This window comes from Prevotella sp. tf2-5 (assembly GCF_900115435.1).
In the GTDB taxonomy this organism is placed as follows: domain Bacteria; phylum Bacteroidota; class Bacteroidia; order Bacteroidales; family Bacteroidaceae; genus Prevotella.
In genome coordinates this window covers 114,415-129,143 of record NZ_FOWK01000010.1, presented here as the reverse complement: position 1 = coordinate 129,143, position 14,729 = coordinate 114,415, and the positions used below count along the sequence as shown (strand labels likewise).

Annotated in this window: 12 protein-coding genes; 4 read left to right on the top strand and 8 right to left on the bottom strand. The window is 49.9% G+C overall.

Annotated elements, in window-relative coordinates; genetic code table 11:
• Positions 1–134: 134 nt before the first annotated feature.
• Genes BM257_RS11145 through BM257_RS11125 form a run of 5 tightly spaced genes read right to left on the bottom strand, consistent with a single transcriptional unit; the run spans position 135 to position 4,602 of the window.
• Positions 135–665, bottom strand: coding sequence for a DMT family transporter (locus BM257_RS11145; protein WP_092072465.1), 531 nt, complete (start codon positions 663–665; stop codon positions 135–137).
• A gap of 42 nt (positions 666–707) precedes the next feature.
• Entirely contained in the window at positions 708–1,502 is a 795-nt protein-coding gene (locus tag BM257_RS11140) for a prephenate dehydrogenase (protein WP_092072463.1), read from the bottom strand.
• Between the two features lie 7 nt (positions 1,503–1,509).
• Positions 1,510–2,574 (bottom strand): bifunctional 3-deoxy-7-phosphoheptulonate synthase/chorismate mutase type II, encoded by a 1,065-nt coding sequence (locus tag BM257_RS11135; RefSeq protein ID WP_092072460.1) that lies wholly within the window; start codon positions 2,572–2,574, stop codon positions 1,510–1,512.
• A gap of 14 nt (positions 2,575–2,588) precedes the next feature.
• Positions 2,589–3,779, bottom strand: coding sequence for a pyridoxal phosphate-dependent aminotransferase (locus BM257_RS11130; protein WP_092072457.1), 1,191 nt, complete (start codon positions 3,777–3,779; stop codon positions 2,589–2,591).
• Positions 3,760–4,602, bottom strand: coding sequence for a prephenate dehydratase (locus tag BM257_RS11125; RefSeq protein WP_092072454.1), 843 nt, complete (start codon positions 4,600–4,602; stop codon positions 3,760–3,762). Before BM257_RS11125 ends, BM257_RS11130 begins: the two co-directional genes overlap by 20 nt.
• A 355-nt stretch (positions 4,603–4,957) precedes the next feature.
• Between BM257_RS11125 and BM257_RS11120 the strand changes: the two genes are divergently transcribed.
• From BM257_RS11120 to BM257_RS11110, 3 genes are read left to right on the top strand one after another with little or no spacing between them, the layout of a single operon-like run.
• On the top strand, positions 4,958–6,820 hold the full coding sequence (locus BM257_RS11120) for a heavy metal translocating P-type ATPase (protein ID WP_092072451.1): 1,863 nt from the start codon (positions 4,958–4,960) through the stop codon (positions 6,818–6,820).
• A 7-nt stretch (positions 6,821–6,827) separates the two neighbouring features.
• Positions 6,828–7,922 (top strand): AI-2E family transporter, encoded by a 1,095-nt coding sequence (locus BM257_RS11115; protein ID WP_092072448.1) that lies wholly within the window; start codon positions 6,828–6,830, stop codon positions 7,920–7,922.
• 13 nt (positions 7,923–7,935) lie between these two features.
• A complete protein-coding gene (locus BM257_RS11110; protein WP_092072445.1) occupies positions 7,936–10,002 on the top strand; it encodes a GH3 family acyl-acid amido synthetase in 2,067 nt (688 codons plus the stop codon).
• A gap of 57 nt (positions 10,003–10,059) precedes the next feature.
• Here BM257_RS11110 and BM257_RS11105 read toward each other — a convergent pair whose 3' ends face one another.
• On the bottom strand, positions 10,060–11,457 hold the full coding sequence (locus BM257_RS11105) for a C1 family peptidase (RefSeq protein ID WP_092072442.1): 1,398 nt from the start codon (positions 11,455–11,457) through the stop codon (positions 10,060–10,062).
• Entirely contained in the window at positions 11,457–12,359 is a 903-nt protein-coding gene (locus tag BM257_RS11100; protein ID WP_092072439.1) for a M48 family metallopeptidase, read from the bottom strand. The genes BM257_RS11105 and BM257_RS11100 overlap by 1 nt, the downstream gene beginning before the upstream one ends.
• Positions 12,360–13,177: 818 nt before the next feature.
• On the opposite strand from BM257_RS11100, the gene BM257_RS11095 reads away from it, so the two are divergent.
• Positions 13,178–13,846 (top strand): AlkZ-related protein, encoded by a 669-nt coding sequence (locus BM257_RS11095; protein WP_092072436.1) that lies wholly within the window; start codon positions 13,178–13,180, stop codon positions 13,844–13,846.
• Here BM257_RS11095 and amrS read toward each other — a convergent pair.
• Positions 13,827–14,714, bottom strand: coding sequence for an AmmeMemoRadiSam system radical SAM enzyme (gene amrS / locus BM257_RS11090; RefSeq protein WP_092072433.1), 888 nt, complete (start codon positions 14,712–14,714; stop codon positions 13,827–13,829). The two genes, BM257_RS11095 and amrS, sit on opposite strands and share 20 nt — an antisense overlap.
• Between the last annotated feature and the right edge of the window lie 15 nt (positions 14,715–14,729).

Here is a 14,729-nt window from a genome sequence, read left to right as displayed (position 1 = left end):
AACGAATATAAAGAAGTATCTACTATGAAAGTAAATTCAGTGTGTTTACTCAGTAAATTCACTGAATTTACTCACCAAATTCAGTGAATTTACTGAGACAAGAGATATCGGAATAAAAAGCAACTTGTGGAGCTTTATTTTTTCTTGTCACAAAGGTACATGCCGACAAGGATGAGGAGGGTGCCTAAAAGGAACCAAGGGGTGATCTGCTCGTTGAGGAGCCACCATGCGAAGATAATGGTGGTGATGGGATTGAAGTAAACCCAGTTGGTGGCAACGACTGCCCCCAGCTTACTAATCGTCCAGTTCCAAAGAAGGAAACAGAGCATGGAGGCGACCACCCCTAAGAACAACAAGTTCAAGAGGATAGAGATATTGAAAAACTGAAAGACTGAAGAGGTGAATAGCCAACGATCCGAAGGGACAAGGATATAATAAGGGATGATTGACACAAGTCCATAGAAGAACACCTTGCGGGTGATAAACAAAGTGCTGTAGCGACCTGTCAGCGCCTTCATCAACAAAGAATAGACAGCCCAGCACAGACAGGCTCCAAAGGCAAGCATGTCACCTATTGGTGAGAGATGCAGCACGAAATGACCATTCAGTACGACGACAATCCAGCAAGAAGCAGCATCTTCGTGAACACGAAGGTGCTGCCCCATATTGCCACTACGAGAAAGGCTACCAGATGATAGCCTAACGTACTATTTCTTAATCTCGATGTCACGCTTCACGTTATTGCGAATCTTCGTCAGATATGCCTTCATCCCATCCGCGTCCTTATTATCGATAATCTCCAGCAGTTCCTTCAGCTCCGTACGGATCTGACTGACCTGGTCATGCGTATAAGGGTTGAAGAGAATCTCCTGCAACAGATAGTCATCCTCGTTCAGTACCCCCTTGGCAATCTTCATGTGACGCTTGAAGGTGGTACCTGGTGCGTCCTGATGCTTCATGACAGCAGCAAAGACGAAGGTGGAGACGAAAGGAATACTCAACGAGTAAGCCACCGTCTTGTCATGCTCCTCGAAGGTATACTCATAGATGTTGAGTCCCAGTTTCTGGTAGAGGTCCTTGAAGAAGATACGCCCCATATAGTCGCCCTCGCTGATGATGATGGCGTTCTCCTCAGAGAGCTGATGCAGGTTGGCGAAGGTAGGTCCGAACATCGGGTGGGTAGACACATAGCGCATCCCCGTCGACTCATAGAACTCCTTCATATCCGTCTTCACAGAGGCGATATCGCTGATGATACACTCTTTGGGAAGATAAGGGATGACCTCCTTGAACACCGGAATGGTATATTTCAGGGTAACGGCATTGATGACGAGTTCCGGAGCGAAGCCCCTGATCTCCTCCAGGTCCGTAAAACGCTGACAGTTATAGGTAAAGCGCATCCGTTTAGGGTCTCTCTCATAGACCGCCACCTCATGATCAAAACTCAGCAAGTCGATGAAGAAACTACCCATCTTACCTGCGCCTAAAACAAGTATTTTCATACCACCTTTACTTATTAATAATCTCTATTTGCTGACGAACACTCTCCTCATGGATACTCTCAAAGACATGAGCGACGAACTCAGGACCCATCCCCAGGAGCGAGCCCTGTGCGCCACGCTTGTCGAGAATCTCATTATAACGGGAGGTCTGCAGTACCGTCATGTTATGCTCTTTCTTATACTGTCCGATCTCACGACAAACCCGCATACGCTTCGACAAGAGCTCCATCAACTGGTTGTCGAGCTCGTCAATCTGTTTACGCAGGGTGGTGATACCCTCCGTAGAAGTATTCTCGTCACGAATGACAAGCAGAGAGAGGATATAGTCGAGGACATCAGGAGTCACCTGTTGCTTGGCGTCACTCCAAGCCTTGTCAGGATCACAATGGCTCTCCACGATCAGACCGTCGAAGCCAAGGTCCATTGCCTGTTGGCACAACGGAGCGATCAGCTCCCTCCTACCCCCGATATGGCTGGGGTCGTTGATGATAGGCAGTTCGGGGATACGACGATGCAGCTCGATAGGGATCTGCCACATCGGCATGTTACGATAGATCTTCTTGTCGTAGCTGGAGAAACCACGATGGATAGCCGCCATACGCTTCACACCAGCCTGGTTCAGACGTTCCAACGCACCAATCCATAACTCCAGGTCGGGATTGACGGGGTTCTTCACGAAGACAGGGACATCCACACCCTTCAAAGCATCAGCCAGTGCCTGCATGGCAAAGGGGTTAGCAGAGGTACGGGCACCAACCCAGAGGATATCGATGCCATATTTCAGACAGAGTTCCACATGCTCAGGCGTTGCCACTTCCGTAGCCACCAGCATCCTCGTCTCTTTCTTCACCTGCTGCAACCATACGAGGGCTGGTTCTCCATGTCCCTCGAAACCTCCGGGCTTCGTACGGGGTTTCCATACTCCCGCACGGAAGTTATGGCAACCGTACATCGCCAGTTGCTTTGCCGTGGTCATCACTTGCTCCTCACTCTCTGCACTACAGGGACCTGCAATGACGAAGGGGCGTTCATTGTCACTTGGTAATTTCAGTGGTTCTAAGTCTAATTCCATAATTATATTGATTTTTACATTTTTGCATTTTTACATTTCTCAATTCTACAAAGTGCCTCTTTGATTTTCTCCTCTTTCGCACAGAGCGAGATGCGGATATACCGCTCACCATTAGAGCCGAAGATAAAACCAGGAGTGATGAAGACACGAGCCTCATGCAATACACGCTCCGTCAGGTCCTCCACATTCTTGACATCCGCAGGAATCTTACCCCAGAGGAACATACCCACCTGGTTCTTATCGTAAGTACATCCTAAGACATCCATGATCTGCTCCGCATACTGGCGACGACGGGCATAGGTGTTGATATTCGCCTCCCGATGCCACTCCTCACTATTGTCATAAGCCTCAGCGGCTGCCAGTTGGATACCACGGAACGTACCACTCTCGATGTTAGACTGTACCTTCAGGATCCATGAGATGAACTCGGCGTTGGTAGCACAAAGACCTACACGCCATCCAGGCATGTTATGCGACTTTGACATGGAGTTGAACTCGATACAGCAGTCCTTGGCTCCAGGAACCTGCAGGATAGACAGGTGTTCCTCACTCAAGATAAAGGAATACGGGTTGTCGTTCACCACGACGATATCGTGATCCTTGGCAAACCGCACCAGACGCTCGTAAGTCTCACGCTGAGCCCGTCCACCCGTCGGCATATTGGGATAATTAGTCCAAAGAAGTCTGATGTTAGATGTATGATGTATGATGTCCTCCAACTGCTCGAAGTCGGGCTGCCAGCCATTGTCCTCCTTCAGGTTATAATAAACGACGTCGGCACCTAATATCTTCGACAGAGAGGTATAGGTAGGATAGCCGGGATTAGGTACCAGCACCTTATCACCAGGATTGACAAAAGCGAGGGTGACATGAAGGATACCCTCCTTCGAGCCAATCAACGGCAACAGTTCCGTCTTCGCGTCCAGGTCGACATCATACCAACGCTTGTAGAAACGAGCCATTGCCTCACGCAACTCCGGGGTACCCATCGTAGGCTGATAGCCATGGGCATTGGGTTGGTGAGCCACCTCACATAGTTTCTCGATGGTCTTCTCTGAGGGCGGCATGTCAGGACTGCCGATGGCAAGACTGATAATATCCTTACCCTCCGCATTGAGCTGGGCGACCTCTTTCAGTTTACGACTGAAATAATACTCACTGACTAAACTTAATCTATCTGCTGGTTCAATTCGTTTGTTTGCCATCTTTGTATTCTCCTAAAATCTTAAAGTCCTTGGTTAATGGGATAATCGCGTCTATCGACTGACGATAGCGTGTCAGGTCGTCATACATCACATCGACATAGAACAGGTATTCCCATTCCCTTCCGATAATCGGCAGCGACTGTATCTTCGTCAGGTTGATCTTATAGAACGAGAGGATGGCGAGGACATGCGACAGACTACCCTCCTCGTGAGGCAGTGAGAAGACGATGCTCGCTTTGTTTGCCTCCGTCAACGGACGGAGCAAGTCTGCCTTGTTGGGATTCGACACGACGAGGAAGCGGGTGAAGTTATGCTTGTTGTCCTCGATATGGTCTTCGAGAACTTTCAAGCCATAGAGTCTGGCAGCCTCTGCGTGACAGATAGCCGCCCAGCCCTTATGCTGTCCCTCGGCAATCATCTTGGCACTACCTGCCGTATCCTCCGCCTCCACATGTTTCATGTCCGGATGCTGGGCAAGGAACTCCCTACACTGCATCAGGGCGACGGGATGGGAGTGGATCTCCGTGATGGTATCCCAGTCGTCGTCAGGCAGGCAACAGATACAATGGGAGATATGCAGCTTATGCTCTCCCACGATAGTAGTACCTGAGTCACGCAATAACTCGTAGTTATGCAGCAATGAGCCCGCAATGGTATTCTCGATGGCGAGCATACCGATTGCCGTAGGATCCTGCTTGATAGACTGGAACACCTGCTCGAAGGTAGAACAGCAGATGAGTTGTATCTGCTCATCCTCGAAATACAGATGTGCCGCTATGTCGTGGAACGACCCGATTAATCCTTGTATCGCAATTCTCTTCATCTCTTCATTATTTAAAAAGAAACTCCGCTTTCACTTGGTTTGTGAAGCGGAGCCTTATTTCATTTTGAATCTTTCATCTTTAATTTACTTACATACGGCTTACCGCTTCACAGGTCTCTGCAAAGTAAAAGTAATAACCGTAAAAGTAAGCGTTCATATTCAACATTTTTCTGTCATTTTTGTCTCATTGGGTGCAAAAGTATAACATTTTCTGTAATTACGCAAACATTTTGCAAGAAATTTTCGTAAATTTGTGACCTTTGTCACGAATTTGCCACGTCTCGGCATAAAAAAGAAGTAAATTTCTTTTGTTCTGCTCTCAACTTTTCGTAAATTTGCACCAAATTCACAAAAGATGGAGAAAAAAACGTTTGCCGTGTTAGGTATGATGTGCGCCGGATGTGCCGCTAACGTGGAGAAGCGACTCAACCAGACGGAGGGAGTCGCCACTGCCGCTGTCAACCTGCCCGCACGGACGGCAATGATAGAATACGACGAGCAAACGACCTCTCCAGAGAAGATGAAGGAGGCGCTGGCGGCTATCGGCTACGACATGGTGGTGGAGGAAGACCGCAATGTGGAGGCAATAGAGCGACAGGCATATAGACGACTGCGCGACAAGGTCATCCTCTCATGGGTCTTCGCCCTGTTGGTGATGGCTATCTCCATGGGTTGGATCAATATAGGTACACGCGATATCGCCAACCAGACGATGCTGATCCTCGCCTTGTTGAATATCCTGTACTATGGCAGACAGTTCTATGTGAATGCCGCAAGACAACTGCTGCATGCCTCCGCCAATATGGACACGCTGGTAGCATTGTCAACGGGTATCTCTTTCCTCTTCAGCACGTTCAACACGTTCTGGGGGGAGCGTTATTGGGGTACTCAGGGTATCGAGTGGCACACCTGGTTTGACGCCTCCGTGATGATTATCACCTTCGTCCTGACAGGACGGTTGATGGAGGAGCGTGCCAAGCATGGTACTGCCTCCGCTATCCGTTCCTTGATGGAACTGGCTCCCAAGACAGCACATCTGGTAGATACGGGGGAGGTAGTGGAAGTACCCCTGTCGGCTCTCCAACCTGGTGACACGATAGAGGTGCGTCCCGGTGAGAAGGTTCCTGTGGATGGTAAGATGGTTAGCGATGCCATTGCCTATATCGACGAGTCGATGATGACGGGCGAGGCTGTCGCCGTAGAGAAGCATACGGGTGACAAGGTATTAGCCGGAACCATCGTCCGTGAGGGTACTTTCCGTTTCAAAGCGGAGGAGATCGGACAGAAGACCGTCCTTGCCAATATGATACGGATGGTGCAGGAGGCACAAGGGTCAAAGGCTCCCGTCCAAAGGGTTGTCGACAAGATCGCCCTGATTTTCGTACCAGCGGTAGGAGGCATCGCCTTGTTGACATTCCTCGCCTGGTATCTCATCGGAGGTCACGTATACTTACCCCATGCAGTTCTCTCCGCTGTCAGTGTCTTGGTGATCGCCTGTCCCTGTGCCATGGGACTTGCCACCCCCACCGCCCTGATGGTGGGTATCGGCAAAGCCGCGGAGAAGAATATCCTCATCAAAGACGCTACTGCGTTAGAGGAGATCCGCCATATCGATGCCATGGTGATAGACAAGACAGGTACGCTCACAGAGGTAAGAGGTCAGCAGGAGGAGTTAAAAAGTAACGCCCAGGAAGCGATGAGAAAGTTACAAGACATGGGCGTGGAAGTCTATATGATGAGTGGTGACAAGGAAGAGCGTGCCGCCCATATCGCCCAGCAGGCTGGTATCACCCATTATCGTAGTCAGGTATTACCTCAGGACAAAGAGGACCTGGTACGTGAGCTCCAACGACAGGGCAGACATGTAGCGATGGTGGGTGACGGTGTCAACGACTCCCAGGCACTTGCCGTTGCTGATGTAAGTATCGCGATGGGAAAAGGGACGGATGTGGCAATGGATGTGGCACAGGTGACCCTGATGGGCTCTGACCTCCGTCACATCCCGGAGGCTGTCAGACTGTCGAGGCAAACTGTCAATATGATTCACCAGAACCTGTTCTGGGCATTCATCTATAATATCATCTGTATACCGCTGGCGGCAGGACTCCCCTACCTCTTCGGACTCCCTTGGCAGATCACTCCCATGTGGGCATCGGCACTCATGGCGTTCTCCAGTGTCAGCGTGGTACTGAATAGCTTGAGGCTAAAATTGAAATAAATAAGATATGGAACGAAAAGAGATTACTTTTGACTCATTTGTGCGGGGTGCCCTTGTGGTTGCCGGCTTTGTAGGAGCCTACCTGTTGCTCGACCGGTTGAGCAACGTCCTGCTGCCCTTCTTCCTCGCATGGCTCATCGCCTATATGTTATTCCCGTTGGTGAAATTCTTCCAATATCGCTGTAAGATGCGCTATCGGGTCGTGGCGATACTCTGTGCCCTGATAGCCGTCAATCTCGTATTGGTATGTGCTTTTTGGTTGATGATACCTCCGATTATTGAGGAGATGATGCGTGTGAAGGACATGCTGATAGAATATGTCACCAAAGACGCATTAGCAAACAATATCCCGGACCAGATAGAGATGTTCATCCGTGAGCATCTGACAGTTGAGGATATCAAGGCGATAGTGACCCAGGAGGGTTTCATCAATACCATCAAGGAGGCGACACCCAAGGTATGGAACGTACTGATGCAGTCGTTCAGTGCCCTCTCTGGTCTCGTCACAGTAGTCATGGTACTTATTTACACGCTGTTTATCCTCATCGACTATGAGAAGTTCACACAGGGATGGCCGGAGCTGCTGCCCCAGAAATACCGTAACATGGTAGTGAGACTAGTCAATGACGTACAGGAAGGTATGAACAAGTATTTCCGTGGACAGGGTCTGGTGGCATTCTGCGTAGGAGTCCTGTTCAGTATCGGTTTCCTCATCATCGACTTCCCAATGGCTATCGGACTGGGAATGTTCATCGGACTGCTGAACATGGTACCCTATCTGCAACTGATTGGTTTCATCCCTGCCATCCTGCTGGCGATCGTCAAGGCTGCGGATACAGGTCAGAGCTTCTGGCTCATCATGCTGATGGTCATCATCGTGTTCTGTGTCGTCCAACTCATCCAGGACACCTTCCTCACTCCCAAGATCATGGGTAAGGTGATGGGACTCAACGCCGCCATCATCCTGCTCTCCCTCTCTATCTGGGGTTCTCTGCTGGGAATCTTGGGTATGATTATCGCCTTGCCGATGACAACGCTGTTGCTGACTTACTACCAACGGTATGTCATACGGAAGGAACAGGAGAAGAAGATGAAAGATTAAAAATTAAAGATTAATGTATAAGGTATCAGTCGTTACACCCTTCCACAATGTGGATATGGGTATGTTTCAGAAATGTGCCGATGGGATGCGTTGCCAGACTATCGGTTTTGAGAATATAGAATGGATCATCGTGGTGCATAATAGTAAGCCCCACTATTTCCCATTAGTCACGGAGATGTTCAAGAACGACAAGAATGTCATCGTCAAGGAGTTGAATGACGACATGCACTCGCCGGCATCACCACGTAACCATGGGATGCAGTTTGTCACAAGTTCCTATCTGGGTTTCCTGGACGCTGACGACAGCTACACACCGGATTGTCTGGAGGTGGTGAGACGCGAGATGATAGAGACACAGTCGCAGGTGGTGACCTTCCGACGTGAGTATGAGTTGGAGAAAGAGAGCCTCCACCCCCACACGGAGAAGGTGGTATGGAACCAGACCGAATGGCGTATCGTCATGGACCGGAAAGACTTCCAACTGGACAAGATGTTCACGGGTCTGTGGCCCTTCTCCACCTCACGTCTGTTCGATGTGGCATTCCTTCGTAAGCACAACCTCACGTTCTCCGATAAAGTCCTGTGGGTTGAGGACGTATGGCATACCGGCATGTGTCTGATGCTTGCCGACCGGGTATGTTACCTGCCACAGTTCATTGGCTATCATTACTTCATCAACAGCGGTTCTATCATTCAGGACAAGAAGAAACCGATGGAGGAACTGATCGAGTGCTTCAAGTCTGCCAATATCATTATTGATGACCTCTCGGAGATGGGTGTCGACATCACTGATACTACTAATACCTTATTCACTTTGTTGACACAGTACTACCTCGCCTCCGACCTGACAGTGGAGCAGCGTCGCACCCTCTGCGACATAGCACGTCCCTATCTGGAGAAACTACAAAAGATGTCGCCGTCGAAGATACATACTCCCGAGGAGTGCTACCTGTCCTACCACCTGTCGAAAGAGGTGCTGAGCAATCCGGAGGATCCCATGGCAAGTCCTATGCTGAAGGATGCGATGAACGGATGGATGGACATGATGAATATCCTGCGTAACAACGCGTCGACGGACTATGGACGCCACTACCATTTCGACCAGGTGGAGACGCTTGCCGACTATCAGCGACTGGTACCGATGAGTGACTTCGAGAACTACAAGCGACTACTCGATTTGCAGGCGAATATCGGGGAGAGCGGGATACTGACGACAGCTCCCACACGCCAGTATCTCGTCAATGCCAAAGAACAGCTCATTCCTTGTACGGACGATCACCTGCGTCCTTATATGGAGAGTTTTGCCACTACCCTGAAACGTCATCATAACCTGCTCGTGGCGATTGTCGGTCCACGTAAGAAACAGACCAACGACGGCTGTACGGTGGAGACCCTGGAGAGTCAGATGGTGAAGAAATATATGTGGTATTACCATTATGCCCGTGGCAAATGCCGCGCCACCTTCTCCATGCCCGACGACTTGTTCTTCAAGACGGAACCGAAGGAGGAGATGCATACGATATGCCGCTATGCGCTGCTGGACCGTGACATCGACCAGATCGTGGCTCTTGACACACGACGGGTTGCCGAGATGTTCGACTATATCATAGAACACCAGGAGATGTTGATGACGGAGCTCCGGGAGTTGGATAACGTACGTGCTGACGAGGTGGCTGACGCCTTCCGTTCCGGAAAGCCTCTCGCCCAGGCACTGTGGCATCAACTGGAACGTGTCATTGCCTTTGGTGCCGGCGAATATTACGACGCGACGACACACATGAAGCAGTTTACGGGGCAGATACCTCATAACAACGGCTATTACTATACCGAGGAGACTATCTATGGTCGTGCCGTGGCGGATGACAGTGACCTTTTTGAGACGTTGCCATCCACTGGTTTCCATGAGTATCTTCCATTGGAAGAGGACAATGCGACAACTGTCCTTCCCACCAACACGAAACGTGGTGTGCCCTATCAACTGGTGGTCACCAATAACGCCGGTCTGTACCGCTATGTCACCGACCATATCGTATGCATACAGGAGACACAGCTGGACAAGATCTTATTCACGATCTATTAAGACAAAAAGAAGGAAGGCTGATCCATCAACCTTCCTTCTTTCTTTTTTATCTCAATCCTACTCGTCCTCTTGGAACAACGGATCCTCCGGCATCACCATGATAGGCTTCTGCTCATAGTCCTTCAGGAGCTTGTCGGAGACATACTGCTTATCGACAACCAGACGGAACATATACTCACGGAACCAGCGGTCGGTCATGATCAGACACCCCTGCTGTCCCCAGGTGGCACCCCATGAGTTCTCCACCTTCCATTTCGAAGCCTTGCCGTCAGCGGCGATATCCACTGCCGTCAGGGTCATCGCATGGGTAGAGCCACTGTCAAACGTACTGATACGCTCTGCCTTCGTCATACCGAAAGTGGTACCGAACAACGACGCATAGTCGAAGTTCTCCGTGTCAGCATAGCCACGCTTGCGGTCAAGTTGCTTGCCCACGTCATAGCTGGAGTAGAGCTTACGACCGTCCTTCAAAGAGGCGATGGCAAGCTGCTCGATATCGTCCATCGGCAGGTTGAGGTATTTCCAGTTATGTCCGTCGTAGGTATGACGGTCATATTCCACCTCGAAGGTCTTATAGTAAGGACGACGGGGGTCGTTCATCACCATGATAAACGTACCGTTCAGCGGACCGCCCACCGTCTCCTCGTAGAACGACTTCGGGGTGTATTTCCTCGTCTCCGTCAACTGCTTGCCGTCTTTGTTCTTGAAAGCATAGGTGAACTCCTTCACGGGTTCTCCCAGCGTCAGACAGAGCATCCTGTAAATCTGGGTAAGAGCCTCCGTCTTTGCCTTCTGGATATCGGCAGTCTTCTTACCGTCTGCCACCATCTGACGCAGTTGCAAACCATACTCACGGAGCTTCGACTTGATGATAGCCGCCATGCGTGACGTGCTCTCCGCAGAATAGGTCTCTGGCTGTACCGACATCGGTACGAGTCCGTATTTCTCGGCTAAGTCGGCAACACCACAGAAGGTACCTCCGTCACCAATGGGATAATGGAAAAAGAACTGCACACGCTGGGCGTCGATAGGTTCTTTTGCTGTGTCAATCACTCCCTGCAGCATCAGGTTCGATTTCTCCAGTTGGTCGTAGAAGAAGAGGTAAGCCTGTGAGTACTCCACTGTCAGCGAGTCGGTACGCTTGGCGAAGTTGGCACGCAGCACGTTGAGTCCACTGAACATCCAGCAGCGTCCACTTGACTTCTGGTCGTGAATCGACTGCTTTTTGGTCTCGATACTGAAATAGGTGTCCAACGCACCGGCATTCTCCTGGTTCTTCGTCAGGTTATCGATGGCATTCGACGCAATGGCGTTACGCAACGCCTTATGGGCAGGCTGGGTGGCATACTGCCGCTCCATCTGTTGCAGCATCTGCTCTGAGATACCGCCTCCCGCGGTCTGTGCCGTTGCTGTCAGGGTGAGCGCCGCCGACAACAGGATCGCAATCTTCCTCATTACTTCTTGTTCTTTTTAGATGATATCTTGATGGTCTTGGTTGTCTTGGGGGTACTGCTGGATTTACCAGAAGAAGTGGAAACACTGCCACCACTCGCCTTGTAATACTGCAGTGCCTCTGGCATCCATCCCTGGATCTGTTTGATACGGGTGGCGTCACTGGGGTGACTGCTCAGGAACTCGGAGGTCTTGTTGGTACTTGCCGCTGCCATGCGCTGCCAGAAGCTGACAGCCACCTGTGGGTCATAGCCTGCCATTGCCGCGAAGATCAGTCCCAGATGGTCTGCCTCACTCTCATGGTTACGGGAATATTTCAGGTTGGCAAGTCCCAGTCCTGATGACAGGACGCTCTGACCGAGTGCCACCGTGTTACTGCCGACACCTGCGGCACTGGCGATAGCGGAACCGATCTGCAGACCATACTGCTGGCGGTACTGCGTACTGTACTGCTCTGCGGAATGGCGTGCCACTGCATGGGCGATCTCATGACCCAGCACAATAGCGAGAGACGCCTCATTCTGCGTCACCGGCAACAGTCCCTCATAGACACAGATGAGTCCACCAGGCATACACCAGGCGTTCACATTCTGGTCTTGTACCAGGTTGAACTGCCATTTGTAATACTGCACGTCCTCCGCCATACCGTTATTCCTCAGATAGCTCTCCACAGCGGTGGCAAGGCGCTGCCCCACCCTTTTCACCATCGCCGTGTTAGCGGCATTGGTGGAAGGCTTCGCTGTCTTCATATACTCCGAATACTGCTGGCTCGAGAGACTCAGCATCTGACCGTCTGACACTACCAGGTTCTGCTTACGACCTGTGATGGGCACTGTCTTCGTCGTTCCACAACTGACGAACAACAATGCGATGACTGACAAAAGGATTACATTAACTTTTCTCATATCTTTTCTGATTAAAATTGTTTCTATGATGCAAAGATACAACTTTTCTCTGAATAGACAAAAAGAACTGACAAGAAAAAACCACGATCCTCACAACGACGGGACAAGCATGGCTTGCATAAGTCGTGTTAATAATTCAAATCCCTGATACGCTTCAGCATATGGGCATTCCATGTCATAGGTTGAAGAACGACTGTGCGAAGTCTGTCCCCTGTGCGAGATAGCTCCTATGGGGGTATAACAGATGCTGCCATAGCTCTATGAAGGCGGCACCTTCGACCCTTGAAGGTGACGCCTTCGTAAAACACCCCTATCAGATGCTTTTTATTCCGATGCCTCCTATCTCAGTAAATTCACTGAATTTGGTGAGTAAATTCACTGAATTTACTGAGTAAACACACTGAATTTACTTTCATAGGAGATATCGTTGTCACCGTTGCCGCTTCGTTGTTACCCGCAATCCACTGACAATCAAATACTTTTGCAAGGCGGCAACGGTGACAAGGGTTTAAAAATTATGTGTAGGGAATGGTGGTACTCTCAATAGCAAAGAGACACCCCTAACCTCCCACTAAAAATGCCGCAAACATCGATAAATAAAGGGCGCAAGACCAGTTGGAGGTTAGGGGGTTGGAGGAAAACGATTCTTAATAATCCACTTTCTTGTGTGATTATTTTGAGGTGACAATGGACTATTGTCTGCCGAGAATGAAATTAATATTAATTTATTTTGCATTCTTCTCGCTTATTCGTAACTTTGCAGCAAGATATAATGATAAAAATGCGGAGGGGCAGCCCGATAACACTGGGACAATAAGATGAAGCACGACGAGATATATTCAGCAGCCCAACTGACGGAATTCATCCAGGAGGTGGGATTTCTACCGCTGTTAGACAGTGGCATACAAGGCTATTCCGCAGAAGAGATAGTAGCTGACGACTGCCGTTATGTGGTATTCGACGATGGAGGGTGGGACTGGCCGTTGTGGAAGTGGAAAGGTCCCATCGTGTCGGACGGCAGCTGTGTCTATGGCAAGTTCTTCAATAAGAAAGCCGGGTTCATCAGTCGCGAATGGTGGCCCGACTTCTGCAACTACCGTCGCAGCAAATATCCTGTGCCCGTAGAAGGAACCATTGACGACATCATCCTCACTACGCTTCGTGAGCACGGCAGTCTCATTACTCGTGAACTGCGTGCGGCTTGTGGCTTCGACGGTCCCAAGATGCGTAGTAAGTTTGACGGCTATGTCACCCGCCTACAAATGGCATGCCTTATCGTCACCGAGGACTTCGTATATCCCACTGACAAGCATGGACGTGAATACGGTTGGGGATGGTCGCTACTCACCACTCCCGAGACACTCATGGGACGTGATGGATTCCGTTGTCCACGTACCCCGGAGGAGTCCTATCAACAAATTATTTCCCACTTCCGAACTCTTCTGCCAATGGTTTCCGACAAACAACTCAAACGGTTGATAGGATAATATTTCCCAGATATACGTGTCTGACGCCTTCCTCCTCTGCAACCTGTTTGGCTGATTGTAATGTATGAAGAGGAGTTGGAGGGATGTCTTGCATCTTGTAGCGAGGGAAGAAACGGCTGAAATGGAGTGGTGCGTTGGCAAGGTTATTGTCTATGAGCCAACGACACATCCGACGAATCATATCCATATCGTCATTGATACCTGGAATCACAAGATTCGTGAGTTCAATCCACACACCAGCATTCCTCATAGCGAGGATGGTGTCAAGCACTGGTTGAAGATGCCCGCCACTGACTCTTTTGTAGATATCATCACTGAACGACTTCAAGTCGATGTTGGCAGCATCGAGATAAGGCAACAGTTCTTTTAATGGTTCCTGACAGACATAACCTGCTGTGACGAGGATATTCCAAAGACCAGCCTCGTGTGCCAGTCGTGCCGTGTCTGTGATATATTCGAGATAGGTAAGCGGTTCTGTGTAAGTATATGCGATGCCTGGACATTGGTGTTTCTGGCAGAGTACGACGACTTCCTCTGGTGTGAGGTGATAGTGGTCGACTTGTTCAGGTGATGCCTGCGAGATATCGTAGTTCTGACAGTTCAGACAACGGAAATTACAACCTGTACAAGCAATGGAGAGACACGTAGTACCTGGATGGAAATGATAGAGCGGTTTCTTCTCTATCGGGTCGATGGCAAGAGCGCAAGGCTTGGCATATACCTCACTGACAAGTACACCATTGTGGTTGCGACGACTGCGACAGAGTCCTGTCTTACCATCAGCGATATGACAGTGATGCGGACAGAGCAGACATCTTACCGCCCCCTCTTCCTCTCGCTCATAATATCGGCACTCGTTATATTTCAATTTTCAATTCTCAAT